Annotated in this window: 20 protein-coding genes; 11 read left to right on the forward strand and 9 right to left on the reverse strand. The window is 75.3% G+C overall.

Annotation, left to right across the window (positions count from 1 at the left end; translation table 11 throughout):
* Nucleotides 1–139: 139 nt before the first annotated feature.
* The 5 genes from rpsA (at nt 140) to WJX68_RS03770 (ending at nt 5,571) form a co-directional block, all read left to right on the forward strand.
* A complete protein-coding gene (gene rpsA / locus WJX68_RS03750) occupies nt 140–1,624 on the forward strand; it encodes a 30S ribosomal protein S1 (protein ID WP_340286147.1) in 1,485 nt (494 codons plus the stop codon).
* Between the two features lie 243 nt (nt 1,625–1,867).
* The gene (locus WJX68_RS03755) at nt 1,868–2,650 is read left to right on the forward strand and encodes a hypothetical protein (RefSeq protein WP_340286148.1); all 783 of its coding nucleotides are present in this window, start codon (nt 1,868–1,870) and stop codon (nt 2,648–2,650) included.
* A gap of 32 nt (nt 2,651–2,682) precedes the next feature.
* Nucleotides 2,683–3,804 (forward strand): dephospho-CoA kinase, encoded by a 1,122-nt coding sequence (gene coaE, locus WJX68_RS03760; protein ID WP_340286149.1) that lies wholly within the window; start codon nt 2,683–2,685, stop codon nt 3,802–3,804.
* A gap of 223 nt (nt 3,805–4,027) precedes the next feature.
* Nucleotides 4,028–4,804, forward strand: coding sequence for an RNA polymerase sigma factor (locus WJX68_RS03765; protein ID WP_340286216.1), 777 nt, complete (start codon nt 4,028–4,030; stop codon nt 4,802–4,804).
* Nucleotides 4,801–5,571 (forward strand): hypothetical protein, encoded by a 771-nt coding sequence (locus tag WJX68_RS03770; RefSeq protein WP_340286150.1) that lies wholly within the window; start codon nt 4,801–4,803, stop codon nt 5,569–5,571. The genes WJX68_RS03765 and WJX68_RS03770 overlap by 4 nt, the downstream gene beginning before the upstream one ends.
* 52 nt (nt 5,572–5,623) lie before the next feature.
* Here the strand turns inward: WJX68_RS03770 and WJX68_RS03775 are convergent, their stop codons facing one another.
* Nucleotides 5,624–6,154: a ribonuclease FAU-1 family protein gene (locus WJX68_RS03775; protein ID WP_340286151.1), complete on the reverse strand. Its 531-nt coding sequence runs from the start codon at nt 6,152–6,154 to the stop codon at nt 5,624–5,626.
* Nucleotides 6,155–6,221: 67 nt separating this feature from the next.
* Here WJX68_RS03775 and uvrB point away from each other — a divergent pair, with 67 nt between their 5' ends.
* From uvrB to WJX68_RS03795, 4 genes are all read left to right on the forward strand, one after another.
* Nucleotides 6,222–8,471, forward strand: coding sequence for an excinuclease ABC subunit UvrB (gene uvrB, locus WJX68_RS03780; protein ID WP_340286152.1), 2,250 nt, complete (start codon nt 6,222–6,224; stop codon nt 8,469–8,471).
* Between the two features lie 131 nt (nt 8,472–8,602).
* On the forward strand, nt 8,603–9,838 hold the full coding sequence (locus WJX68_RS03785) for a glycosyltransferase 87 family protein (protein ID WP_340286153.1): 1,236 nt from the start codon (nt 8,603–8,605) through the stop codon (nt 9,836–9,838).
* Between the two features lie 168 nt (nt 9,839–10,006).
* Nucleotides 10,007–11,212, forward strand: a complete 1,206-nt coding sequence (locus tag WJX68_RS03790; protein ID WP_340286154.1) for a GAF domain-containing protein — start codon at nt 10,007–10,009, stop codon at nt 11,210–11,212.
* A gap of 122 nt (nt 11,213–11,334) precedes the next feature.
* Entirely contained in the window at nt 11,335–12,102 is a 768-nt protein-coding gene (locus WJX68_RS03795; protein ID WP_340286155.1) for an acetoin reductase, read from the forward strand.
* Between the two features lie 40 nt (nt 12,103–12,142).
* On the opposite strand, the gene WJX68_RS03800 is transcribed toward WJX68_RS03795, so the two are convergent.
* Together WJX68_RS03800 and WJX68_RS03805 are read right to left on the reverse strand one after the other, a co-directional pair.
* Nucleotides 12,143–13,039, reverse strand: a complete 897-nt coding sequence (locus WJX68_RS03800) for an ABC transporter permease (RefSeq protein ID WP_340286156.1) — start codon at nt 13,037–13,039, stop codon at nt 12,143–12,145.
* Nucleotides 13,036–16,152: an alpha/beta fold hydrolase gene (locus WJX68_RS03805; protein ID WP_340286157.1), complete on the reverse strand. Its 3,117-nt coding sequence runs from the start codon at nt 16,150–16,152 to the stop codon at nt 13,036–13,038. The genes WJX68_RS03800 and WJX68_RS03805 overlap by 4 nt, the downstream gene beginning before the upstream one ends.
* Before the next feature lie 233 nt (nt 16,153–16,385).
* Between WJX68_RS03805 and WJX68_RS03810 the strand changes: the two genes are divergently transcribed.
* Together WJX68_RS03810 and WJX68_RS03815 are read left to right on the forward strand one after the other, a co-directional pair.
* Nucleotides 16,386–18,080, forward strand: a complete 1,695-nt coding sequence (locus WJX68_RS03810) for a metallophosphoesterase (protein WP_340286158.1) — start codon at nt 16,386–16,388, stop codon at nt 18,078–18,080.
* Nucleotides 18,081–18,357: 277 nt separating this feature from the next.
* Nucleotides 18,358–19,452 carry a TerC family protein gene (locus WJX68_RS03815; RefSeq protein WP_340286159.1) on the forward strand — a complete coding sequence of 365 codons (1,095 nt, stop codon included), beginning with the start codon at nt 18,358–18,360 and terminating at the stop codon, nt 19,450–19,452.
* A 12-nt stretch (nt 19,453–19,464) separates the two neighbouring features.
* Here WJX68_RS03815 and WJX68_RS03820 read toward each other — a convergent pair whose 3' ends face one another.
* From WJX68_RS03820 to WJX68_RS03845, 6 genes are all read right to left on the reverse strand, one after another.
* Nucleotides 19,465–20,730, reverse strand: coding sequence for an MFS transporter (locus tag WJX68_RS03820; RefSeq protein ID WP_340286160.1), 1,266 nt, complete (start codon nt 20,728–20,730; stop codon nt 19,465–19,467).
* 143 nt (nt 20,731–20,873) lie between these two features.
* Nucleotides 20,874–22,316, reverse strand: a complete 1,443-nt coding sequence (locus WJX68_RS03825) for an MmgE/PrpD family protein (protein ID WP_340286161.1) — start codon at nt 22,314–22,316, stop codon at nt 20,874–20,876.
* Nucleotides 22,313–23,143, reverse strand: a complete 831-nt coding sequence (locus WJX68_RS03830; protein WP_340286162.1) for a cyclase family protein — start codon at nt 23,141–23,143, stop codon at nt 22,313–22,315. Before WJX68_RS03830 ends, WJX68_RS03825 begins: the two co-directional genes overlap by 4 nt.
* The gene (locus WJX68_RS03835; RefSeq protein ID WP_340286163.1) at nt 23,140–24,027 is read right to left on the reverse strand and encodes an HpcH/HpaI aldolase/citrate lyase family protein; all 888 of its coding nucleotides are present in this window, start codon (nt 24,025–24,027) and stop codon (nt 23,140–23,142) included. Before WJX68_RS03835 ends, WJX68_RS03830 begins: the two co-directional genes overlap by 4 nt.
* The gene (locus WJX68_RS03840; protein WP_340286164.1) at nt 24,024–25,220 is read right to left on the reverse strand and encodes a CaiB/BaiF CoA transferase family protein; all 1,197 of its coding nucleotides are present in this window, start codon (nt 25,218–25,220) and stop codon (nt 24,024–24,026) included. The genes WJX68_RS03835 and WJX68_RS03840 overlap by 4 nt, the downstream gene beginning before the upstream one ends.
* Nucleotides 25,217–26,041 (reverse strand): IclR family transcriptional regulator, encoded by an 825-nt coding sequence (locus WJX68_RS03845; protein ID WP_340286165.1) that lies wholly within the window; start codon nt 26,039–26,041, stop codon nt 25,217–25,219. Before WJX68_RS03845 ends, WJX68_RS03840 begins: the two co-directional genes overlap by 4 nt.
* Nucleotides 26,042–26,059 lie beyond the last annotated feature (18 nt).

The following is a 26,059-nucleotide window of genomic DNA, read 5'->3' on the forward strand; positions in this document are numbered from 1 at the left end:
CGCTTCCGACCACGGGAATCGACGCCAGAGGGTGACTGTTACAACGTCACAGCTACACGTTCCAGAACCGGTGACCGCTGCTGCAGCAGCGGGACCGGCACCGACCACGCCAGAGAAATCCAACGGAGCACCCCACTACATGTCCACCGACACCACCGCCGCCCCGACCACGCCGCAGGTCGCTATCAACGACATCGGGTCGGAGGAGGACTTCCTCGCCGCCATCGACCAGACGATCAAGTACTTCAACGATGGCGACATCGTCGAGGGCACCATCGTCAAGGTCGACCGTGACGAGGTCCTGCTCGACATCGGCTACAAGACCGAGGGCGTCATCCCCTCGCGCGAGCTGTCGATCAAGCACGACGTCGACCCCGCCGAGGTCGTCGAGGTCGGCGAGTTCGTCGAGGCCCTGGTCCTCCAGAAGGAGGACAAGGAGGGTCGGCTGATCCTGTCCAAGAAGCGCGCCCAGTACGAGCGCGCCTGGGGCACGATCGAGGCCCTCAAGGAGGCCGACGAGCCGGTCGAGGGCACCGTCATCGAGGTCGTCAAGGGCGGCCTCATCCTGGACATCGGGCTCCGGGGCTTCCTCCCGGCCTCGCTGGTCGAGATGCGCCGCGTGCGCGACCTGCAGCCGTACGTCGGCCGCAAGATCGAGGCCAAGATCATCGAGCTGGACAAGAACCGCAACAACGTGGTCCTGTCCCGCCGCGCCTGGCTGGAGCAGACCCAGTCCGAGGTCCGCAGCGAGTTCCTCAACCAGCTGCAGCGCGGCCAGGTCCGCAAGGGCGTCGTCTCCTCGGTGGTCAACTTCGGTGCGTTCGTCGACCTGGGCGGGGTCGACGGCCTGGTGCACGTCTCCGAGCTGTCCTGGAAGCACATCGACCACCCGAGCGAGGTCGTCGAGGTCGGCCAGGAGGTCACCGTCGAGGTCCTCGACGTCGACCTGGACCGCGAGCGCGTCTCCCTGTCGCTGAAGGCGACGCAGGAGGACCCGTGGCGCCTCTACGCCCGGACCCACGCGATCGGCCAGATCGTGCCGGGCAAGGTCACCAAGCTCGTCCCGTTCGGCGCGTTCGTCCGCGTCGAGGAGGGCATCGAGGGCCTGGTCCACATCTCCGAGCTGGCCGAGCGCCACGTCGAGATCCCGGAGCAGGTCGTCCAGGTCGGCGACGACGCGATGGTCAAGGTCATCGACATCGACCTCGACCGGCGCCGCATCTCCCTCTCGCTGAAGCAGGCCAACGAGGGCATGACGGTCGACACCGAGTTCGACCCGACGCGCTACGGCATGGCCGCCGAGTACGACGACCAGGGGAACTACATCTACCCCGAGGGCTTCGACGTCGACTCCGGCGAGTGGAAGGAGGGCTTCGACGAGGCCCGCGCGGCCTGGGAGAAGCAGTACGCCGAGGCGCAGGCCCGCTACGACCAGCACATGGCTCAGATCCGCAAGGCCGCCGAGGCCGAGGCGGAGGGCGGCAACGAGATCGCCCCGGCCAACTACTCCTCCGGTGGCGACGACGACCGCTCCACCGGCGGCGGCCAGGCCGAGTCGGGTGGCTCGCTCGCCAGTGACGAGCAGCTCGCCGCGCTGCGGGAGAAGCTCTCCGGCGGGGCCTGATCAGCCCCCGCCGGTCCACCGGACCGGCACCTGCACCACACCGGGCCCCGGTGACCGTCACGGTCACCGGGGCCCGGCCCGTTCCGGGGCCGTCGGGGCCCGTTGCGGTTCCGGGTGACCCCGTCGGCCGTCGCCCGGCGTGTCGGTACGGACACGCCAGGTACAGGTCACGGTTCGGCCGCGTTTGGTCACGGCGCGCTCGCCGCCCGGAAGTGGATCTCGGGGGCGGCCTAGATTGGTCCCATGGCCGGCCGCACCGTCCGCCGGACACGTTCCGGCACCGCCCACACCTCCCGTCCCGCACGGTCCCGCGGTCGTGCCGCGCTCGCCGGTCTGCTGCTCGCCGGGCTGCTCAGCGGCTGCGCCACCGCCGCCGGGGACACCGGCATCGCGGTCCCGACCTTCCCGGCGGACGCCACCGGCTCGGCGCAGGCCGCGGGCCCGGTGCCGATCGCGCTGCCGACCGACTGCGCCGTGCTCATGGACCCCGAGCAGGCCGGGGCGCTGTTCGGCCAGGTCCTCGGCTCCGTGTCGGTCCAGTCGGTGCGCGGTGTGCCCGAGCCGGCCGTGAACCGCACCGAGCGCACCGCCTGCACCTACCGGGCGGGCGGCCAGGCGCAGGCGTTCGGCGGGGCCCGCAACAGCGGCCCCGTGCTCTACCAGCTCAACATCGGCCGCTACGGCGACACGGCCTCGGCGACGCGCCAGTGGCAGCTCAACACCAACGCCGAGCGGGCCGACGCCGCGGCCTCGCGCGACATCACCGTCGGCACCGTGCCGGGCGTGATCGTCGAGCGTCCCGACGAGACGACGCTCGCCCTGGTCTACGGCGTGGACACGCTGACCTTCGTGCTGCCGGTCGCGGCGCCCGGGCAGACCCGCTCGGCCGTCGAGACGCTGCCCGACCTCGCGCAGCGGATCATCCCCGCGCTCACCCCGACCCAGCCGCCGTCGGCGCGCCCGACCGCGACGCCGTCGGCCCCGCAGGCAGGCAGCGGCGCGAACGGTGGCCGCGGCACCACCTGAGTCGGTCCGCCGCGGCCCGCTACGGTGATCACGTGCTGCGGACAGGGCTGACCGGCGGGATCGGGGCGGGCAAGTCGACGGTCGCGCAGCGGCTCGTCGAGCGCGGGGCGGTGCTGGTCGACTCCGACCGGATCGCCCGGGAGGTCGTCGAGCCGGGCGGCGAGGGGCTCGCCGCGATCGTCGAGGCGTTCGGCCGCGACGTCCTCGGCCCCGACGGCCGGCTCGACCGGCCCGCGCTCGCGTCGGTCGTCTTCGGCGACGCGGCCGCCCGCCGCACCCTCGACGGCATCGTGCACCCGCTGGTGCGGGCCCGGTCCGACGAGCTCGTCGCGGCCGCCCCCGCCGACGCGATCGTCGTGCAGGACGTCCCGCTGCTCGTCGAGGGCGGGATGGCTCCGGCGTTCCCGCTGGTCGTGGTGGTCGGGCTGGACGCCGAGGAGCGGGTGCGCCGGCTGGTCTCCGCGCGGGGCATGACCGAGCAGGACGCCCGGGCGCGGATCGCCGCCCAGGCCGGTGACGCCGAGCGCCGCGCGGCCGCCGACGTCTGGCTCGACAACTCCGGCACCCCCGAGGACACCCGCCGCCGCGTCGACGCGCTGTGGGACGGGCGCCTGACCGGCTTCGAGGAGAACCTGCGCCTCGGTACGCCCGTGCCCGACGGGCCGCCGCGCCTGGTCGAGCACGACCCCGGCTGGGACGCCCAGGGCCGCAGGCTCGCCGCACGCGTCGCCGCCGCCGCGGGACGCCTGGGCCGCGGTGTGGAGCACGTGGGGTCCACCGCGGTGCCGGGCCTGCCCGCCCGCGACGTCCTCGACCTGCAGCTCGCCGTCGAGTCCCACGCCGACGCCGACGCACTCGCCGGTGCGCTGGCCGCGGCCGGCCTGCCCGCCGACCCGGCCGGTCCGGGGGCGGGCACGCTCGGGGTGCACCGCTCGGCCGACCCGGGGCGGGCCGCGGTCGTCGTGGTGCGGCTGCACGGGTCGCCGGCCTGGCAGCACGCGCTGGGCCTGCGCGAACGGCTGCGCGCCGACGACGGCGCGCGGGCGGGCTACGCCGAGCGCAAGCGGGCCGCGGCCGCCCTCTACGCCGAGGACCCCGACGCCCGCCGCTACCGCGCGCACACGGCGGCCTGGCGGAGCGACCCGGACGGGTGACTACCCCGGACGGGTGTGACGCGGAACGTGACGATCGTGCCGCGGTGAACCCGTTTCTGTAACGCCGTCCGCTCGTTGGTCGATCAGGCGGGTCAGAGGGTGTCGACACCCGGGTCCGCCGGTGTACCAGCGGGTACCCGGGGGGCGCACCGGTCGCTCCGGCGATCGGAGCAGCCGGGGGCCGCTCCGGCGGCGGCGAGGAGAGGACGCGGGGTTGAGCACTGTGGCGCAGCGATTCGGCGCGGACGGCGAGTACGCCGAGCCCGACCGCGCGTCCGGGTTCCCCCACACGGGCCAGTCGCCCTTCGGCGGGGAGCCGGCCGCCGAGGGCGTCGACCACGGCTCGTGGACCGGCGCGGAGCCCGAGGCCCCGCCGATGAGCGGCGCGGTGGTGCAGCAGCACCGCACGCTGCCGCACGGCGAGCTGCGGGCGGACTTCGGTGCGCACCTCGAGACCCACTACCCGCGTCTGGTCGCCCAGCTCTACGCGATCACGCTCAACCCGCACGAGGCGCACGAAGCCGTCCAGGACGCCTACTCGCGCGCCTGGCGCCGCTGGTCCGCGCTGCGCGCGGAGACCGCGGGCCACGAGGACGTCGCGGTCGGCTGGGTGCGGCGGGTCGCGATCCGCACGTCGATGCGGGCCCGGGTGCTGCGCCGCCGTCGCCGCCCGTCGCCGGAGGAGACCGACCCGCGCACGGGTGCGCTGCTCGAGGCGCTCGGCCGGCTCGCGCCGGTGGACCGGCGCGCGGTCGTCCTGCACCACATGGCCGGGCTGTCGACGACGGCGGTCGCGGACCTGGAGCGCGTCACCGAGCACGAGGTGCGCCGCCGGCTGGTGCGCGGCCGCGAGATCGTCACCGAGGGCATGGCCGAGGTGCTCGAGGAGATCATCGGACCGGCGGGCGGCGCGGTCGGGGGACCGCCGCCGGAGTACGGAGCGCCGCAGTACGACCTGCGTGGCGGGTACCCGCCCGCCGTCGAGGGGGGACGGGCATGAACGGATTCGCCGACATCGACCGGGAGTTCCAGCGGCTCGACGACGTGCTGGCGGCCGCGGTGCCGCTGCCCGCCGTCGACGACGTCATCGCCCGCACCGCCGGTGCCCGGCGCGCGACCTCGGCCGCGGCCGCCGCCGTGCTGACCGTGGGCTCGCTGGGCGGGATCACCGCCGTCGCGACGGCGGCCGCACCCGACGGGAGCTTCGTCGGGCCGCCGTTCGCCATCGCCGCGCCGCAGGCCTCCGGACCCACCCCCGCACCCGTCGCGACCGGCGACGCGAACGGCCTCACCACCGGCGACGCCGGCCTCCCGCCGGTGTTCGACCCGACCGCGGTCGCGACCGAGGGCGCGGCGCTCGACGGCGCCGCCCCCGCACCCGTGGCCCCCGGCACCCCCGGGGCACCCGTGGTGCCGCCGCAGCCGGGCCCGCCGCCGGTCCCGCCGCCCACCGGGGGCGGGACCACGCCGCGTCCGACCGACGAGGGCTCGCCGGAGCCGACGAAGCCCACGACGCCGAAGCCGACGCCGACCTCGCCGAAGCCGACGCCGACCGAGGACCCGACGCCGACGGACGACCCGACCCCGACGCCCACCGACGAGGGCACCCCGGAGCCGACGACGACCACCCCGCCGCCGACGACCAGCTCGGCCGCGCCCACGACGACCACGGAGCCGACCACGTCGACCACCGCTCCGACCACGTCCTCGACCGAGGAGACGACCAGCGCGGTCGGCCTCGGCCCGGGCCAGTCGCCCGCCCTCTGAGGCTCCGGGGACGCCGAGCCCGGCGCCCGGCCGGTCCGGCCGGGCGTCGCTTTCAGGACCCGTCCGGTGCGGCCTCCGGCCGGTCCCGCGGTCCCAGGTCGATCCCCAGCGAGGCCAGCCAGGCCACGTGGTCGTGGTCGTGGCGCACCAGCCCGTCGAGCACCGCGTGCGAGCGGTGCAGCGCGTACTCGCCCAGATCGGTGCCGATGAGCCCCTGGGCGACGGCGGCGACGAACTCGTCGACGTCGATCACCTCGGTGCCGCGGCCGCGCCGCACCACCAGATCCAGGTACAGGTCGGTCATGTGCAGCCGGCGCCCGTCGCGGTCGAACGCGGCCACGTCGACGTAGACGTCCTGGTCGCGCTCGTGCCCGGGCCGCCACCGCCAGTCCGACAGGCACACCCCCAGCTCCGGCAGCACCCAGGACTCGATCCACCAGGCGTTCGGCCGGGCCACGACCGGCCGGGACAGGTACAGCCCCCACGGCTCCTCGCGCAGCGTCGCGATCTCGCGCACGGTGCCCTTGGTGTCGACCTGGACGCCCCGTTCGGGGTCGAAGACCTGTCTCTTCGGCGGATGCACGGTGGATCATCCTGCCCGCCGCGGGCGGCGACGGGAAAGTGTCGGGGGTCGCTCGTACCCTGGTGTCATGGCATTCGCGACCGAGGTCCCGGGGAGCGCGGCGAACCCGGAGCAGGTGATCTCCGCCGAGCCGGGGGCCCACCCGGAGGCGGGGAGCACGCCGTCCGACCCGCCCCGCGCGCACTCCGAGCACCGCCCCGTGGGCGAGGTCGAACGCACGAACAGCCGGTTCCGCGTCGTGAGCGAGCACGTGCCCGCCGGTGACCAGCCCTCGGCGATCGCCGACCTGGACCGGCGGCTGCGCGCCGGCGAGCAGGACGTCGTGCTGATGGGCGCCACCGGTACCGGCAAGTCGGCCACCACCGCGTGGCTCATCGAGCAGCAGCAGCGCCCCACGCTGGTGATGGCGCCCAACAAGACGCTCGCCGCGCAGCTCGCGAACGAGCTGCGGGAGATGCTGCCGCACAACGCGGTCGAGTACTTCGTCTCGTACTACGACTACTACCAGCCCGAGGCCTACATCGCGCAGACCGACACCTACATCGAGAAGGACAGCTCGATCAACGACGACGTGGAGCGGCTGCGCCACTCCGCGACGATGAACCTGCTGTCGCGCCGCGACGTCGTCGTGGTCGCGTCGGTGTCGTGCATCTACGGCCTGGGCACGCCGCAGTCCTACCTCGACCGCTCGGTGGCGCTGAAGGTCGGCGAGGAGGTCGAGCGGGACCGGCTGCTGCGGCTGCTCGTCGACGTGCAGTACACCCGCAACGACATGTCCTTCACCCGCGGCACGTTCCGGGTCCGCGGCGACACCGTGGAGATCATCCCGGCCTACCAGGAGCTGGCGCTGCGGATCGAGTTCTTCGGCGACGAGATCGAGGCGCTCTACCACCTGAACCCGCTGACGGGGGAGGAGGTCGAGCAGGTCGACGAGATCCGGATCTTCCCCGCGACCCACTACGTCGCCGGTCCGGAGCGGATGGAGCGCGCCGTGCGCGACATCGAGGCCGAGCTCGAACAGCGCCTGGAACAGCTAGAGAACCAGGGCAAGCTGCTGGAGGCCCAGCGGCTGCGGATGCGCACCCAGTACGACATCGAGATGATCCGCCAGGTCGGGTTCTGCTCGGGCATCGAGAACTACTCGCGCCACATCGACGGCCGCGCCGGCGGCACCGCCCCGGCCACCCTGATCGACTACTTCCCGGACGACTTCCTGCTCGTCATCGACGAGTCGCACGTGACCGTGCCGCAGATCGGCGGCATGTACGAGGGCGACATGTCCCGCAAGCGCAACCTCGTCGAGTACGGCTTCCGGCTCCCGTCCGCGGTCGACAACCGACCGCTGACCTGGGAGGAGTTCGCCGACCGGATCGGGCAGACGGTCTACCTGTCCGCGACGCCGGGGCCGTACGAGCTCAACCGCACCGGGGGCGAGTTCGTCGAGCAGGTCATCCGGCCGACCGGCCTGGTCGACCCCGAGGTCGTCGTGAAGCCCACCAAGGGCCAGATCGACGACCTGGTCGCCGAGATCCGCGACCGCACCGAGCGCGACGAGCGGGTCCTGGTCACCACGCTGACCAAGAAGATGGCCGAGGACCTCACCGACTACCTGCTCGAGCTCGGCATCAAGGTCCGCTACCTGCACTCCGAGGTCGACACGCTGCGCCGGGTCGAACTGCTGCGCCAGCTGCGCTCCGGCGAGTACGACGTGCTGGTCGGCATCAACCTGCTCCGCGAGGGCCTCGACCTGCCCGAGGTCTCGCTGGTCGCGATCCTCGACGCGGACAAGGAGGGCTTCCTGCGCTCGGGCACGTCGCTGATCCAGACGATCGGCCGCGCGGCCCGCAACGTCTCCGGCCAGGTCCACATGTACGCCGACAGGATCACCGACTCGATGCGCTACGCGATCGACGAGACCGACCGGCGCCGCGCGAAGCAGGTCGCCTACAACACCGAGCACGGCATCGACCCGCAGCCGCTGCGCAAGAAGATCGCCGACATCCTCGACCAGGTCTACCGGGAGGCCGAGGACACCGAGTCGGTCCCGGTCGGCGGATCGGGCCGCAACGCCTCGCGCGGCAAGCGGGCGGCGGGGGAGAGGGGCCGTGCCCCGGCGCCCGCGGGCAGCTCCGGCGTCCCGGCCAAGGACACCGCCGGGATGCCGCGCGCCGAGCTGGCCGACCTCATCCAGCAGATGAACGACCAGATGCTCACCGCCGCACGGGACCTGCAGTTCGAGCTCGCCGCCCGGCTGCGCGACGAGATCGCGGACCTGAAGAAGGAGCTGCGGGGCATGGACGCGGCCGGGGTGCGGTAGGGGCGGGTCCGCGGCGGGGCGGCGTGAGGGTCCCGCTACCGTGTCCCACCGTCGTCCCTGTCGGCCGCCGGGCGCCCCGCCCGTCGCGCGGCCCGCACCCCGCCCGGCCGTCGCCCCCGGAGGAGCCCCGCGTGACCGTCATCCGCACCACGCCCGACCCGGACGTGCCCGCCGCACCCGGCGGTGGCGCCGCGCTCGTCGGCAGGCTGCGGACGGCGGCCCTGTCGTGGTGGACGCTGGTGGCCACGGTGCCGCTGCTGGCCGGGGCGCTGTACTGGTCCTGGATCCGGCTGCTGGACTACGCGCTGGACCTCGACATCTACCGGATCGGCGTCCAGGTGTGGCTGGCCGGCGGCGACATGTACGGCACGCTGCCGCCGCCCCTGCACGGCCCGGTCCTGCCGTTCATCTACCCGACGTTCGCCGCGATCACGATGGTGCCGCTGGCCGTCGTGCCCTACCCGGTGGCGTTCACCGCGCAGTTCGTGGCCTCGGTGCTGTCGCTGGCCGTCTGCATCGCGCTGTCGATCCGGGTGGCCTGGCCGGCGGGACGGTGGCGCGCGCCGGTGGTGCTCGGGGTGCCGGTCCTGGCCGCGGCGCTGCTGATGGAGCCGGTCGCGCAGACGTTCGCGTTCGGCCAGATCAACCTCGTGCTGATGCTGCTGGTCCTGGCGGACCTGCTCGCGCCGCGCACCGTCTGGCCGCGCGGGCTGCTGCTCGGCCTGGCCGCGGCCATCAAGCTCACCCCCGGCGGGTTCGTGCTGTTCTTCCTGGTCCGCCGGGACTGGAAGGCCGCCGCCGTCTCGGTCGTGACGGGGATCGTCGCGACCGGCATCGGGTTCCTGGTGGACGCCGACTCGTCCTACCGCTACTGGTTCGTCGGCGGCCCCGCCGCCGGGGTGAGCGGGTCGACGTTCTTCTCCAACGAGACCGTGCAGGCGGTGCTGGCCCGCCAGGAGGTCCCCGACCCCTGGTTCCACGTCCTGTGGCTGGGCATCGTGGCCGTCCTGCTGGCGCTGGCGGTGCCGATCATCCGGCGCACCGAGCCGGTGATCGCGATGGCGGCCACCGCGGCGGTCGTGCTGATGGCGACGCCGACGGCGTGGTCGCACCACTGGGTGTGGGTCGTCCCGGCGCTGGTCGGTGCGGTGCTCGCCGCGATCTTCTACATCGCGCCGTTCCGCTGGATGCCCAACGTGTGGGGCGTCGAGGTGAAGTGGAGCCTCTGGGAGCAGTTCCTCGGGGCCAGCTACGTCATCCCCGCCGCGATCTGCCTGGGTCTGGGCTGCTGGTACGTGACCCGCGGCCCGGGCCGCCCCGGCGGCCCGCAGGCCCCGCGTCCCGAACGGCTGTGCGTCGGTTCCTGACCGTCCCGCGAGGTCCGGCGCCGGGATCGGCCGCGGCCTATGGCGCGGCCCACACGGGCCCGCCTACTGTGGGGGCCGGAGGTGCCGGTGGACCCAGTCGACGACGACCGGAACCGGGCGGGGGTCTGCGCCGTCCGCCCGGGGACCGACCTCGGTCGCCATGCGCGGATGCTCTCGCGCCTGCACGACGCCGTCCTGTCCGGCGACGCGCGTCCCGGCGACGCCGCCCGCGCACGCCGGCTCGTCACCCGCTCCTGGGACCGGGTCCGCGCCCAGGGTGTCGACCCCGACGCGGGTGAGCCGCCCGGCCCGCTGGACGCCGCCGTCGTCGAGCAGCGGCGGTCCACCTCCCCGCTCGCGCCGGTGCTGCCCGCGCTGCGCTCCGCGCTGACCTCCGTCGCCGAGGACGCCCGCCACGTCATGGTCGTCTGCGACGCCGACGGCGTGCTGCTCTGGCGGGAGGGCTCCACCGCGGTGCGCCGTCGCGCCGACGCTCTCGGCTTCACCGAGGGCGCCGAGTGGTCCGAGCAGTCGGTCGGCACCAACGCCATCGGTACCGCGCTCGCCGAGGGCGGTCCGGTGCAGATCTTCTCCGCCGAGCACTTCGTCCGCAGCCACCACGGCTGGACCTGCACCGCCGCCCCCGTGCACGACCCGCGCAGCGGTGAGCTGCTCGGCGTCGTCGACCTGTCCGGACCCGCGGAGACCATCCACCCCACGACCGTCGCGCTCGTCAGCACGGCCGTGCGGCTGGCCGAGGCGGGCCTGTGGCAGCGCCACGAGGCGCGCCTGGACGCCCTGCGCACCATCGGTGCCCCGATGCTGGCCGGGAGCAACGGGCCCGGCCTCGTCGTCGACGACCACGGCTGGGTCGCGGCCGCAAGCGGCCTGCCGGGCGTCGAGCGGGTCGCCGCGCCCGTCGCCGAGCGGCTCATCGCCGTCCACGGGCTGGGGCCCTGCCTGCCCGAGCCGGTCCCCGGCGGATGGCTGCTGCGCCCGGCCTCCGGCGGGTCGGCCCGGATGCGGCTGCGCCTGGACCTCGACGCCCGCCCGCCGCAGGCCGTCGTCGAGGGCACCACCCGCTGGGTGCACCCGCTCTCCACCCGGCACGCCGAGGTCCTCGTCCTGCTCGCCCGCGCCGGGGCCGCCGGCCTCGACGCGGCCGCACTGTCCGACGGGCTCTACGGCGACCGTGCGCACCTGGTCACCGTGCGCGCGGAGATGTCGCGGCTGCGGCGCAACCTGGGCGGCATCCTGCTGGCGCGGCCGTACCGGATCGCGCCGGAGGTCGAGCTGGACCTGCGCGGCCTGGCGCACAGCCGCGTCGTGCGCGACTCCACCGCACCCGGCGTGGCGGCGCTGCGCCGCGACTGAGCCCCGGCTGCAACCGGTCTGCAACGGTGGCCGTGAGCCGGGTCACTCCGGTGGACTCGGTCGCGGCGGGAACGACCCGCCGCGCGGACCGGCCGTCCGCGCCTGCGATGTGGGAGGCCGACATGGGTGTCGCCGTGGTCACCGGAGCCGGACGCGGGATCGGGCGGGGGATCGCCCTGCGCCTCGCGCGCGACGGGCACGCGATCGCCGTCAACGACCGGGACGCGCACGGCGCCACCGCCGTCGCCGAGGAGATCGGTGCCGCCGGCGGCACGGCCGTCGCCTACCCGGCCGACGTCACCGACCCGGACGCGGTCACCGCGATGTGCGCCCAGGTCGCCGACGAGCTCGGCGGGCTCGACGTGATGGTCGCCAACGCCGGGATCGCCCAGGTCAAGCCGCTGCTCGAGGTCACCCCCGACGACCTGCGGACGATCTTCGACGTCAACGTGTTCGGCGTCGTCTACTGCCTGCAGGCCGCGGCCCGCGTCATGATCGACCGGGGGACCGGCGGGAAGATCGTCAGCGCCGCGTCGATCGCCGGGCACCAGGGCTTCGACATGCTCGGCCACTACTCCGCGACCAAGTTCGCCGTCCGCGCGCTCACCCAGGCCGCGGCGAAGGAGCTCGCCCCGCACCGGATCACCGTCAACGCCTACTGCCCGGGCATCGTGGGCACCGACATGTGGGACCTCATCGACGCCGAGATGGGCGCCCGCAGCGGCGCCGGCAAGGGCGAGACCCTCAAGCAGTACGCCGCCGGGATCCCGCTGGGCCGGGTGCAGACCGCCGACGACGTCGCGGCCTTCGTCTCCTACCTCGCCGGTCCCGACTCGGACTACATGACCGGACAGGCCGTCATGATCGACGGCGGCGTCGTGATGGTGTGAGCCGGCGGGGCCGGGCCGCTGCGCCGCGGCGGCCCGGCCCTCAGCTGGTGATGTCCTTGCGCTGGAACCGCCAGGCCGCCAGCGCGAGGAACAGCGTCGCGTAGCAGACCGCGGAGAACGCGCCGTAGGTCATCTCCGACCAGTCGACGTCGGTCGCCAGCAGCGCCGACCAGGCGTCGCCGTAGTGGGTCGGTAGGACGTCGCGGACGGCGCCGAGGTCGGTGATCTGGTCGATGATCTGGGAGACGATCGAGGCCATCACCGCGCCGCCGACCGCGCCCAGCGGGGCGTCGGTGCCGACCGAGAGCAGCAGTGCCAGCCCGGCCACCCAGCTCAGCTGCACGGTCACGTACACGGCGCCGAGCAGGACCCGGCCGACCGCCGTCCAGAACGGCAGCGACTCGCCGATCGGGGACACCAGGTCCCCGGTGCCGTACGCGAGCGCCCCGACCACCAGCGCCGCGACCGGGAGCAGCAGCAGCGCCGCCACCGACAGCAGGGCCGCGACGACGGCCTTCTGCCGCAGCAGCCGCGCCCGCGGCACGGGGACGGCCAGCAGGTAGCGCAGCGACGCCCACGAGGCCTCCGAGGCCACGGTGTCGCCGAAGAACAGCGCCACCAGCACCACCAGCAGGAAGCTCGCCGAGGCGAACAGCGTGAACACGGCGAAGTTCGCGGCGCTGCCCGACGCCAGGTCCACCAGGCTCGGCCCGCGCGCACCCGGCTCGCCGCCGCCGATGGAGAACGCCGCCCACAGGATCACCGGCATGGCCACGACCAGCGCGAACGCGACCTGGGTGCGGCGGCGCTGCAGCTGGCGGACCAGCTCGGTGCGCAGCGGCATCGTCCGGCCCGGGACGGCGGGCGGCGCGGCCGTCCCGTCGACGAGGTCGCCGACGTGCCCGCGCCGGGTGGAGAGCTGACGCTCGTCGCTCATCGGGTACCCCCCACGTCACGGCCCTCCGGGCCGACCAGTTCCAGGAACGCGTCCTCCAGCCGCCCGCGCGGGCCGGCCGCGCTCACCGCCACCCCGTCGCCGACCAGCGCGGCGACGGCGGCCGCGCGCGCGGTGCCGTCGAGGTGCGCGTGCACGACCCCCGGCTCGTCGCCGGTGACGACGTCGCTCACCCCGTCGAGGGCGGCCAGCACCGTCGCGGCGCGGGCGGTGTCGTCCACGGTGAACGACGAACCGCCGCCCGCCGCCATGAGCTCGGCGACCGTGCCGGCCGCGACGACCGTGCCCCGGTGCATGACGACGACGTCGGTGCAGGTCTGCTCCACCTCCGACAGCAGGTGGCTCGACACGAGCACGGTGCGCCCGCCGGCGGCGTAGCGGCGCAGGAGCTCGCGCATCGCGTGGATCTGGGGCGGGTCGAGCCCGTTGGTGGGCTCGTCGAGGATCAGCAGCTCGGGCAGGCCCAGCATCGCCTGCGCGATCGCGAGGCGCTGCCGCATCCCCTGGGAGTAGGTCCCGACCCGGCGGTGCACCGACTCGCCGAGACCGGCGATCTCCAGGGTCTCGCCCATCCGGGCCTGCTCGGGCGGGCGGCCGGTCGCCTCCCAGTACAGCCGCAGGTTCTCCGCACCCGACAGGTGCGGCAGGAACCCGGGGCCCTCGACGAACGCGCCGATCCGCGACAGCACCGCCCCACCCGGGCGGATCGGGCGCCCGAACGCCCGCATCGTCCCGGCGGTGGGGCCGATCAGGCCCATCAGCATCCGCAGCACGGTCGTCTTGCCCGCACCGTTCGGGCCGAGCAGGCCCAGCACCGCGCCGCGGGACACGGTGAACGTCACGTCCGACACCGCGGCGAAGCCGTTGCGGTAGGTCTTCGCGAGGCCCGCGACGGCCAGCGGCGGCGCGTCCGCGGCGCCCTCCTCGTCGTCGGGCTCGCCGCGACGCGACCGGGCACGGGCGACGAGCCACGCGGCCAGCGCGGCGGCCAGCACCGCGACGATGCCGAGCACCGGCCACAGCGGCACCGTCCCGGCGGACTCGGTGCGGCCGGGGACCTGCGGCACCGCCAGCGTCGCGTCGCCGGCGAGCCCGACCCGCCAGACCGCCGGGTCGACGCCGGAGTCGTAGCCCTGGTCGGTGGTGGCCAGCTGCACCAGCAGCCGGCTGCCCGCCTGCACCGGGGCGACGACACCGGGCAGCGTGACCGTCACCTCGGCGGCGCCCTGCGCGGGCACGGTCACCCGCAGGGGGGCGACGGCGTTGCCGAGCAGCGTGCTGCGCCCGTCCGGGGTCAGCGCGGTGACCGAGGCGAACAGCACCGCCGTCTCCGGTGCGGGCCGGCCGGGCACCCGCGACACGGCCACGGTGACCCGCGGCGCCCCCGACGGCTGCAGCGCGTCGGCCACGGGTGCGGTCTCGAAGCGTGCCGACTGGCCGGGCGTGGTGAGCCCGGACAGGCCGCCGAGCGACCCGAGCGAGCCGAGCGCGGACCCGAGCCCGGGCAGCGAGGTGATCGCGGCCGGGTTGCCGCCCGGCGGGTGCACGACCGTCTGGTCCCCGCCGCTGAGCGGCAGGGCGGTCGCCGGGGTGGGGCCGGGGCCGGTCAGGCCGGGGTAGCTCCCGGCGAGCACGGTGCGCCCGGTCGGGGTGTCCCCGCGGGTGCGGACGGTGCTGCGGACCTGGTACGCGAACGGCGCCTCGGCGAGCCCGCCGGTCGCGCCCTGCGCGGCGGGCAGGCCGCGCAGGTGCTGGTCGAACCAGTCCGCGATGCGGGCGCGGACCTCGGAGTCGGGGCCGCCGCCGTCGTGGCCGCCGGCGAACCACAGCACCGAGACCGGTGTGCCGTTCGCCGCGATCTGGCGGGCGTTGGCGTCGGCCTGGTCGAGACCGAACAGGGTGTCCTGCTCGCCCTGCACGAGCAGGGTGGGGGCGGTGATGCGGTCGGTGACCGTCGCGGGGGAGGAGCGGCGCAGCAGCGCGGCCAGCTCGGCGGAGACGCGCCCGGTGCGCGCGGCCTCGGCGTAGGCGGTGCAGACGTCGCGTGCGAATCGGCCGCACACCGGGTCCGGCGCGGGCGTCGCCGCTGCCGCCGCCGCGGAACCGCTCGTGCCCGCCCCGGACCCGGCACCGGAGACGGGGGCGCCCGCCGCGGTCCCGGCTCCCGAGGCGCCGGCACCCGACCCGGCTCCCGAGGCGCCGGCACCCGACCCGGCTCCAGAGGAACCGGCGCCCGACCCGGCCCCGGAGCCGCCGGAGTCGCCGGAGCCGGAGCCGAAGCCGGACCCCGACCCGTCGGACCCGGACCCCGACCCGCCGGTCCCGGACCCGGACCCGCCGGTGTCCCCGCCCGCGGGAACCCGCCCGCCGGACCCGAAGAACACCCCGGCCCAGCCGCTCTTGAACACCCCGTCCCCGGCACCCGCGCCCGCGGCCGGGGTGCCCGGCAGCGCCGACCCGGCCGGGACGGCGTTGTTCGGGAACAGCGCCTGACCCAGGTCGTTCCAGGTGATCACCGGGGCGATCGCGTCGACCCGCCGGTCGTGGCCGGCCAGCAGCAGCGCCAGGCCGCCGCCGTAGGAGCCACCGGTCACCCCGACCCGTGGGTCGCCCGCCGCGTCGCGCTGCACGTCCGGGCGCTGCGCGAGCCGGTCCACCAGCCGCGACGCGTCGGCGACCTCGCGGTCGGGGTCGTCGAGCCCGATCGTCCCGCCGGAGTCGCCGAAGCCCCGCGCGGTCCAGGTCTGCACGACGTAGCCGCGGGCGGCCAGCTCGCGGGCGTCGGAGTCGACGGAGGCCCTGCTGCCGCCGAAGCCGTGCGCCACCAGCACCGCGGGCGCCGGCGACGCCGCGGTGGCCGACGCGGGGACGTAGAGCGCGGTGTCGAGGTCGACCGTGCCGGGCTCGCCGGGCCCGGCCGGCACCGCGACGCGTTCCTCGGTGACGGCGACCGCGCCGCCGTCGGTGACCGCGGCGGGGGCGGCGGGGCCGGGTGTCGCGGCGGACGCCGCGGGCGCGCCGGCGAACACCAGCGCGGCGGTCAGGGCGGCCACGATCGGGGGGCGGACCCACCGGGCCCGGGAGGGGACGTGCACCTCCTCGAAACTACGCAGATCGCCGGGACCGCGCCGCCGGGCCCGCGCCGGTGTCCGCACCGTCACGCGCCGGTGCCCGCACCGTCACGCGGCGGTCCGTCCGCGCCCGAACCGGTCAGCGCGGGATGAACGTCGCGCGAACGGCGGGCGGCCCCCGGGTGTCGCCCCGCGTTCACCCCTCGTTCCACCGTGAAACGCTCGCCGGTCGTGCGGGCGGGGCAGCGTCGCCGTCCGTGAGCGTGAACCCCACCGGTGAGACCCCCGGCGTCGGCGTGCCGCGGGCGTTGGCCGCCGACATGACCGTCGCCGACCAGCAGGACTGGCTGGCCGCCTTCCTTCGCCGCCACCCGGTCAGCCGCCGCAGCGCCCTGCGCGGCGGGGCGGGCGTGCTGGCCGGCCTGGCCGCGTCGGGCTCGCCCTGGGCCCGCGGGGTCGCCGCGGCCGCCGCGCCGGCACCGGTCACCGTCGTCGGGCGCCACCTCGCCTACGGCCCGGACCCGGCCCGGTCCATGTCGTTCACCGGGGAGCTCACCGCGGCCCCGCCCGCCGCGCGGATGGTCGTCGACGTCGGCACCGACGCCGGTTTCGGGCTCACCCTGCCGGTGCAGGTGCGGCCGCTGCAGAGCCTCGTCCCGCAGGCCGGCGGCGGGCTGCGCGGCACGCAGCAGTGGTTCGCCCACGCCCGCGCCGACGCCCTGTCCCCGGGTACCCGCTACCTCTACCGGTTCCGGATCGCGGGCAGCGGCGGCGCCGAGACCGTCACCGCGACCAGCACGTTCCGCACCGCCGTCCCGACCGGTACGCGGCACCGCTTCACCTTCACCGCCTTCGCCGACCAGGGCGTGAGCACCGGCGGCGAGCCGAACGCCTACAAGCCCGACGACGCCCGGCGCAGCCCGGCGCCGTCGGAGGCGCTGACCGCGCTCGTCGCCGCGGACGCGCCCGCGTTCCACCTGCTCGCGGGCGACATCTGCTACGCCGACCCCTCCGGCGCGGGCATGCCCGCCCTGAACGGCGCCCCGCGCGACGACGAGGCGCACGACAGCTTCGACCCGACGGTCTGGAGCACCTACTTCGCCGCGATCGAGCGCTCCGCGGCGTCGACGCCGTGGATGTTCGCCACCGGCAACCACGACATGGAGGCGCTCTACGACCTGAACCGGGCCGACGGACCCGCCCACGGCTACGCCGGGCACACCGCCCGCCTGGCACTGCCCGGCACCGGCCCGCGGGGCTGCCCGTCGGTCTACGCGTTCACCCACGGCACCGTCGGCGTCGTCAGCGTCGACGCCAACGACCTGTCCACCGAGATCCCGACCAACGCCGGCTACTCCGGCGGCACCCAGCTGTCCTGGCTGGAGCGCACACTCGCGGGCTGGCGCTCCGACCCGCGCATCGAGTGGATCGTGCTGTTCTTCCACCACTGCGCCTTCGCCACGTCGGGTTCGCACGCCTCCGACGCCGGGGTGCGCCGCGCCCTCGCGCCGCTGTGCGACCGCTACCGGGTCGACCTGTGCGTGCAGGGGCACAACCACCAGTACGAGCGCACCGACCCGATCCGCGACGGCCGTCCCACCCGCCCCGCGCCGGACCGCTCGACCGTGCACCCCGAGACCGACGGCACCACCTACGTCTGTGTCGGCTCCGGCGGCCGGCCCCGCTACCGCTGGCAGCCGGGGGAGACCGACAGCTACCGCGGCCACGAGAGCGAGCAGGCCCCGGTCACGAGCTTCCTCGCCGGGCCGGACGAGCAGAAGCAGCCGGAGACGGTGACGTGGTCGCGGACCCGCTACCTCGGCTACGCCTACCTGCGCTGCTCGGTGCAGCCCGGATCCGGCGGTGCCGACTCCCGGCTCCTGCTGCGCGCGGTGACCGACCGCGGTGAGGAGATCGACGCGGTGCACCTGCACCGCCGTCCGCGACGCTGACCGCGAGCGGACGAAACGGACTCCAAGGACGAAAGGCGCCACCGACCGGGTGCGGTCGGGTGCGCTGGGTCACCCACGCTCGCGGTGCAACGGTGCACGGGGGAGACTGTCCCGAAACCGCAGGGGAGTATCCCTACCGCGGTGGTGTCGTCAGCACGGTGTCGTCGCGAGCGTGGTTCGCGGGCGGACCCGGCACCACCGGCCACGTCCGGCCCGCAGGGCACGTGGCGGGAGAGACCTCGGGCCGTCTGTCGCTGCCCTGGTCTGGAGGATCCCCGTGAACGTGCCCCTGTGGGTATGGCTGGTCACCATCGTCGGGTTCGTGCTCGTCATCGGCGCGGACCTGTGGCTCAACGACCACAAGCCGCACGCCGTCACCCTCGGCGAGGTGACCCGCTGGGTCGTCTTCTACGTGGCGCTCGCGGTCGCGTTCGGTGTCGGCGTCTGGCTGCTCGCCGGCGGGACCTACGCCGGCGAGTTCTTCGCGGGCTACCTGACCGAGTACTCGTTGTCGGTCGACAACCTGTTCGTCTTCCTCATCATCATGTCCGCGTTCAAGGTGCCGGTGGTCCACCAGCACCGGGTGCTGCTGGTCGGCATCGTCATCGCGCTGATCATGCGGAGCATCTTCATCGCCGCCGGTGCCGCGGTCATCGACCGCTTCAGCTGGGTGTTCTTCCTGTTCGCCGCCTTCCTGGTCTACACCGCGATCTCGCTGGTCAAGCAGGCCGCCGGCGGCGAGGACGAGGAGTGGAAGGAGGGCCGGGTCCTGCGCTGGGTCCGCAAGGCCTTCCCGGTGACCGACGACTACCACGGTGCGAAGACCACCGTGCGGATCGACGGCAAGCGCTGGCTGACCCCGATGCTGATCGTGATGATCGCGATCGGCGTCACCGACATCATGTTCGCGCTCGACTCGATCCCGGCGATCTTCGGCCTGACCCAGGAGCCGTACCTGGTGTTCACCGCGAACGCCTTCGCACTCATGGGCCTGCGCCAGCTCTACTTCCTGCTCGGCGGGCTGCTGAACAAGCTCGTCTTCCTGTCCTACGGTCTGGCCGTCCTGCTCGCGTTCATCGGCGTGAAGCTCGCCCTGCACGCGCTGCACGAGAACGAGCTGCCCTTCATCAACGGCGGGCAGCCGGTCCCGGTGCCCGAGGTCGGGATCGGGCTGTCGCTGGCCGTCATCGTCGGCGTCCTGGCGGTCACCACGGTCACCAGCCTGGTCGCGGTCCGGATGAGGCCCGAGCTGGCCGAGCAGAGCAGCGCGATCACCGCGCCGCCGCTGGCCCGGACCAAGGAGGAGGCGGCCCGGCTCGCCGAGGAGGACGAGAAGGCCGACCACCACGTCTCCGCCCCGAAGGGCGACTGAGCGCCCGGCCGGTCAGGCCGCGCGGCCGGCCGGTGCGCCGGTCCGCGCGGCGCTGCCGGTCGGCTCGCGGGGCACCAGCAGCATGAGCAGCGCTCCGGCCACGGCCAGCGCGGCCATCACGACGAAGCCGCTGGAGAAGCTGCCCGTCCCGGACACGATGAAGCCCATCACGCTGGGCGCGACGATCCCGGACGCCGCGAACGCCGCGTCGGCGAAGCCGGCCGCACTGCCGGGCTGGTCCGGGGCCGCGTCGATCGACGCGACCCACCAGATGCCGCCGGTCACGAAGCCGAAGCCGACGCCGAGCGAGATCGAGATCAGCGCGACGGTCAGCGTCGGCGCCACCGCGAGCGGGATCAGCGAGGCCCCCGCCAGCAGCAGCGCGACCCCCATCACCGCGAACCGGGTGCGGATGCGCGGGCTGCGACGGTAGATGCGGTCGATCACGACGCCGCCGGCGAGCGCACCGACGATGCCCGCCGCCCAGGGGGCGATCGCGAACGCACCGGCCTGGCGGACGCTCATGCCGTAGGCGTCGGACAGGAACGAGGGCAGCCAGTACATGAAGCCCCAGAACATGAACCCCCAGGCGAAGTAGCCACCCGCCACGACCCAGAGGTTGCGGTTGGTGAGCAGCGGACGCCAGCGCACCGGTGCCCGTCCGGCGCCGGCCCCGCTCTCCTGGCCCGCGGCGATGAGGGCCCGCTCGGCGGCGTCCACCCGCGGCGACTCCTCGGGCAGGTCGCGCAGCAGCACCGCCGCGAGCGCCGCCCAGGCCACGCCGAGCAGGGCGAGGGTCCAGAACATCCCGCGCCAGCCGACCAGGTCGGTCAGCCAGGTCAGCAGCGGCCCCGCGACGAGCAGGCTGCCGGACACCGCGACGCCGCCGCAGAGCGCGAGCGCGACGCCCCGCTCGCGGATCGGGAGCCACCGGCTCACCGTGCGCGTCGCGGCCGGGAACGCCGGGGCCTCGGCGACGCCCAGCAGCAGCCGCACGACGAGCAGCCCGGCGAACGAGCCGGCGACCGGGATGAGCGCGGTGGTCACCGAGAACAGGGCCACCGCGACCAGCAGGACGCGGCGGCAGCCGAAGCGGTCGACCAGCGGGCCGGACAGGAAGGCGGCCACCATGTAGCCGACCGAGAAGACCGAGCTGATGATGCCGTACTGCGCGGTCGTGATGCCGAACGCGGACTCCAGCGGGCCGACCGCGTAGGAGACCGCGCTGCGGTCGAGGTAGTTGATGACGATGAGACCGACGATCAGTCCCAGCGTCACGAAACGGAACCGTGTGCCCATGGGGGTGCCTCGAATCCGGCGGAGCCACCCGCTCCGTCGGACGGAGCCGGGCGGGACGCCATTGTCGCCGTGGAAGGTGGTGCCGGGTCCCGCCCGCGGGGGCGGCCCGTCGTGCGGGTGTGTCAGCCGGGTGCGCCGGCCGACGTCGCGGCCCGGATGCCGGCCATCACCTCGGTGACCGGCCGGTCGTCGCGCAGGTCCCACAGGCTCGCGACGACGGCCTCGGCCGTGTCGGCGCCGACCGCCCGCCGGGCGTTCGTGGTGAACTTGGCCGCGAGCTCGTCGGCGGACAGCGGCCGCTGCGGGCCCCCGCGGTTCTCGCGGACCCGTTCGGTGACCGAGGTCCCGTCGTGCAGCTCCGCGGTCAGCACCGCGGGGAACTGGTGCGGGAACCCGCGGGTCGCCTCGTCGTCGGCGACGACGCGGACCCGCGCGGCCAGGTCGAGCCGCCGCGGGTCCGCCGCCGCGGCGTCGGTGAAGTCCTCGTGGGACACGCCGAGCCCGCCGCCGCCCAGCAGCGCCGCGGCCACGGTGTACGGGCCGGAGAACGCGGCGTGGTACCCCGAGCGCGGGTGCCGCTTCTCCTCCAGCGGCTCGGCGATGGTGCGCAGGACGGGCGCCGGGACCCCCAGCACCAGCCCGCGGACGTCGTCGGCGGTGACGCCCTGCGCCCGCAGGCGCAGCGCGGCGTCCACCCCGGCGTGGGTGAAGTGGTTGCACGGGTAGGGCTTGAAGAAGACGCCGGGGGTCTCCCAGGTCTCGCCGAGCCCGTCGACGACCCGCTGCGGGTGCGTCCGCTCCCCGCAGAAGGCCCGGAGGAACCCGAACCGGCCCTCGATGACGGTGGGGGGCCCGGTCAGGCCGTGCCGGGCCAGGTCGGCGGCCACCACGCCGCCGTGCGCCGCCCAGCCGCAGTGCACCCGCTTCACCGTGCCGCCCGTGCGGTTGGCCTCGATGACGCCGGCGCCCATGCTGGCGGCGATGCCGACGACCGAGGTGAGCCGGTCGGCGTCGAGCCCCTGCAGCATCCCGGACGCGACGGCGGCGCCGACCGTCCCGCAGATGGCGGTCGCGTGCTGGCCGTGCTCGAAGAACACCGAGTTGCCCAGGTCCTCGTCGTAGCCGGCCATGCCCAGGCGGCAGGTCACCTCGATGCCCACCGCGGCGGCCGCGAGCAGCGCCCGCCCGCCCGCGCCGGTGCGCTCGGCGGTCGCCAGCGCCGCCGGGACGACCGCGGCCGACGGGTGCAGGACCGAGGGCAGGTGCGTGTCGTCGAAGTCGAGGCTGTGCGCGAGCGTGCCGTTGACCAGGGCGGCCGACGGCGCGGGCACCCGCTGCGGGAGCCCGATCGCGGTCGCCGCCTGCGCCCCGCCCCACTCGGCCGCGACGGCCGTGGCGATCGCGGCCGGTTCCTCGCCGGTGGCGGCGAGGGAGTTGCCGACGACGTCGACGATCCGCCGGACCAGGTCGTCGGCCAGGTCGTCGGGCACCCCCCGGGCCGCGAGGCCGGCGCCGACCTCGCCGATCCGCTGGGCCGGTGTGCGGGTCCCGGTGGTGGTGCTCATGCCGGCACCACCGCGACCGGCCGGACCGGGGCCCCGGTCCCGCCCACGATCCGCAGCGGCGTGACGACGGCGAGGAACTCGCCGAGCCCGGCCTCGGCGCCGTCCTCCAGGGCCAGGTGCTCGATGATGTGGATCCCGTGCTCGACCAGCAGGACGCGGTGCACGGGCAGCACCCGGTGCCCCGCCCCGGGCGGGATCTGCTCGTAGGCGGTGGTGTCCGCGCCGGTCGCGACGACCCGGCGCTCGGCCAGCCAGCGGGCGGCCTCCTCGGTCGGGCCGGGGACGCCGGACTCGCGGCCGACGTAGGCGACCGGGTCCGCGAACAGCCTGCCCCAGCCGGTCCGGACCACCGCCACGTCGCCGGGGCCGGGCTCGGCGCCGGCCCGCTCGGCCGCGCGGGACAGGTCGTCGGCGGTCACGCCGTACCCGGGTTCGAGCACGTCCACGCCGTGCACCGCGGCGACGTCGAGGAACACCCCCCGGGTGACCATCGGCGGGATCGTCTCGGCCCCGTGCACGGTGTGCCGGCCGCCGCGCTGGGCCTGCGCGGCGTCGACCCCGCCGTGCAGCAGGCCGTCGTGGCTGACGTGGGCGAGTGCGTCGACGTGCGTGCCGGTGTGCCCGCCGGTGACGATCACCTCGTTCGACGCCGAGCCGCCGTCGGGCCGGACGGCGTCGCCGTGGCGTCGTTCCAGGGTCATCCGGAACCCGGGGTGGTTCGGCGAGCCGGCCATGCCGGTGTAGAGCGGGTGCCCCAGCTCGATGACGCGGGTCCCGGCCCGGACCGCGTCGAGCAGCCCGGAGCCGGCCGAGGTGGAGGTGGTCACGAGGTCTCCTTCCCGGCCGGGAGGCCGGCCGGTTCGTCGTCGTGCAGGGGTGGGCCGGTCCGGTGACCGGCCAGCGAGTCGGCGAGGTCGGCCACCCAGCGGGCCCCGGCGACGACCGCCGGGTCGACGAAGCGGCCGTGCTCGTCGACCCAGGCCGCGTCGCCGCCCGCGCCGACCGAGGCCAGCAGCGCGCGGGCCCGCTCGACCTCGTCGCGGCCGGGGGTGAACACCCGGTGCACGGGCCCGATCTGGGACGGGTGGATGACCGAGCGGCCGAAGAAGCCGCCGTCGCGGAGGGCGAGACAGTCCGCGGTCAGACCGGCGGTGTCGGCGAGGTCGGTCCAGACGCTGGCGACCGGGCTCGCCAGACCGGCGGCCCGGTTCGCGGTCACGATCCGCGCGCGGGCCCAGCCGAGCTCGCCGCGGTCGCGCACGCGCAGGTCGGCGGCGAGATCGGTCTCGCCCGGAGCGACACCGGCCACCAGGGGGTGGCAGGCGGCGAGGTCGAAGGCGGCCCGCAGCCCGCGGGCGCTCTCGACGAGCAGGTGCAGCGGCGCGCCGGTCCGCTCCGCGAGCGCGGCGACCGCGGCGGGGTCCTCCGCCTTCGGCACGCGCAGCCCGGCGACCGCCCGGCCGGCGAGCGCGGCGGCGTCGTCCTCGGCCCAGGGGGTGCCCGCCCCGTTGAGCCGCACCCAGACGCGGCCGGGGTCGGTCCCGCAGACCGCCACCGCGGTCGCGCGGGCCCGCTCCTTCGCCGCCGCCGGCACGGCGTCCTCGAGGTCGACGACGACCGCGTCGGCCGGTCCGTCGAGGGCCTTGCGGACGAGGTCGGGGCGGTGGCCGGGGACGTAGAGCCAGCTTCGGGCGCGTCCCGGGCCGCTCACACGACCCCCTGCTCGCGCAGCCGGGCCAGCTCGTCGGCGCCGACGCCGAGCCCGCCCAGCACGTCCGCGGTGTGCGCGCCGAGCCGCGGTCCGGTCGTGCGCACCGACCCGGGGGTCTCCGAGAGCCGGAAGGGGGTGTTCTGGAAGCGGACCGGGCCCAGCTCGTCGTCGTCGATGGTGACGATGCTGCCCAGGGCCCGGAAGTGCGGGTCGTCGAGCACGTCGGCGGCGGTGTAGACCGGCGCCACGGCGGCCTCGGCCTTCTCGAAGGCCGCGACGACCTCGTCGCGGTCGCGCTCCGCGATCCAGGAGCCGACCGCCGCGTCGAGCTCCTCGACGTGCTCGGCCCGTCCCGACCCCCCGGCGAACCAGGGCTGGTCGATCATCTCCGGCGCCCCGACCAGGTGCATGACGCGCTCGGCGATGGACTGGGCACTGGTGGACACCGCGACCCAGCGGCCGTCGGCGCAGCGGTAGGTGTTGCGCGGTGCGTTGTTCGTGGAGCGGTTCCCGGTGCGGGGCTGCAGCACGCCGAGCTGGTCGTAGGCGATCAGGCCCGGTCCGAGCAGGTGCAGCAGCGGTTCGATGATGGCGGTGTCGAGCACCTGCCCGCGGCCGGTGGTCTCCCGGGCGCGCAGCGCGGTGAGGATGCCGAACGCCGTGGTCAGCGCGGCGACGCCGTCGGCGAGGCCGAACGGGGGCAGCGTCGGCGGGCCGTCCGGCTCGCCGGTCACCGCGGCGAACCCGCTCATGGCCTCGGCCAGCGTGCCGAAGCCCGGGCGGCTCGCGTACGGGCCGGTCTGCCCGAACCCGGTGACCCGGGCCAGCACCAGCCGGGGGTTGCGGGCGGAGAGCTCCTCCCAGCCCAGGCCCCAGCGCTCGAGCGTGCCCGGCCGGAAGTTCTCGACGACGACGTCGGCATCGGCCGCGAGGTCGAGGAACAGCTCGCGCCCGCGCGGTGTCGAGAGCACCAGCGTGATCGCCCGCTTGTTGCGGGCGAGCATCTTCCACCAGAGGCCGACGCCGTCCTTCTGGGCGCCGTGGGTGCGGGCCGGGTCCCCGCGGGGGTGCTCGATCTTGATGACGTCGGCGCCGTGGTCGGCGAGCAGGGTCGCGGACAGCGGGCCCGCGAAGAGGGTCGAGACGTCGAGGACCTTCAGGCCCTCCAGCGCCGCCGGACGGTCGTGGCTCACGGGGTCCTCCCGGTGGTGAGGGCGGTGGTGCGGGTGGTGGCGAGAGCGCGGGCGGGCACGGTCCCGCCCAGGCGCTCGGTGATGCGGTCGGCGGTGTCCAGCAGTTCGGGCGCGGTGCGCTCGACGAAGTCCTCGGTGACCCGGAAGCGGGGCCCGCACACCGAGACCGCGCCGACGAGCCCGCCGGGCCCGAACACGGCGGCGGCGACCGACCCGGCGTCGCCCTGGCGCTCGCCGGCCGAGGTGGCGTACCCGCGCGCGCGGATCCGCTCCAGCTCGGCGCGCAGCGCGTGCGGGTCGGTGGGCGTGGCCGGGGTGAGCGCGGTGAGCTCGCCCTCCAGCAGCCGCTCGACCTCGGCGGGGTCGGAGTGGGCGAGCATGCACTTGCCCGAGGAGCCGGCGTGCAGCGGGAACCGGCGTCCGAGCTCGACGGACATGGTGATCTCGTGCGTGCCGACCACCTGGTCGAGGTAGACGCGGCCGCCGTGCACCTTCGCGCTGACGGTGACCGTCTCGTGCAGCCGGTCGCGCAGCTCGGACAGGAACGGCAGCGCCGTGGCGCGCAGGTCCGAGTCGCGCAGCGCCCGGCTCCCCAGCGCCGCCGCGGCGGGGCCCAGCCGGTACTCGCGCAGACCGGGGTCGTAGGCGATGAGGCCCCGCCCCGTCAGCGACTGCAGGATCCGGTGCACGACCGCCTTGGACAGGCCGAGCTCGCGCGACACCCGGCTGACGCCGAGGGTCCGCGGGCCGTCGGTGAACAGCAGCAGCACGTCGGCCACGCGCTCCGTGGCGCCCGTGCCGCCGGCGGTCTCAGTGGTCACAGTTCCTCCTCGCTGTAC

It is taken from the genome of Pseudonocardia spirodelae, assembly GCF_037727765.1.
Taxonomy (GTDB): Bacteria; Actinomycetota; Actinomycetes; order Mycobacteriales; family Pseudonocardiaceae; genus Pseudonocardia; species Pseudonocardia spirodelae.

Bases quoted from the DNA above. Each gene is read 5' to 3' on its own strand.
- WJX68_RS03825 (WP_340286161.1), bottom strand. From the start codon at position 22,316: ATGAGCACCACCACCGGGACCCGCACACCGGCCCAGCGGATCGGCGAG.
- uvrB (WP_340286152.1), top strand. From the start codon at position 6,222: ATGGCATTCGCGACCGAGGTCCCGGGGAGCGCGGCGAACCCGGAGCAG.
- WJX68_RS03800 (WP_340286156.1), bottom strand. From the start codon at position 13,039: ATGAGCGACGAGCGTCAGCTCTCCACCCGGCGCGGGCACGTCGGCGAC.
- WJX68_RS03755 (WP_340286148.1), top strand. From the start codon at position 1,868: ATGGCCGGCCGCACCGTCCGCCGGACACGTTCCGGCACCGCCCACACC.
- rpsA (WP_340286147.1), top strand. From the start codon at position 140: ATGTCCACCGACACCACCGCCGCCCCGACCACGCCGCAGGTCGCTATC.
- WJX68_RS03770 (WP_340286150.1), top strand. From the start codon at position 4,801: ATGAACGGATTCGCCGACATCGACCGGGAGTTCCAGCGGCTCGACGAC.
- WJX68_RS03795 (WP_340286155.1), top strand. From the start codon at position 11,335: ATGGGTGTCGCCGTGGTCACCGGAGCCGGACGCGGGATCGGGCGGGGG.
- WJX68_RS03790 (WP_340286154.1), top strand. From the start codon at position 10,007: ATGCTCTCGCGCCTGCACGACGCCGTCCTGTCCGGCGACGCGCGTCCC.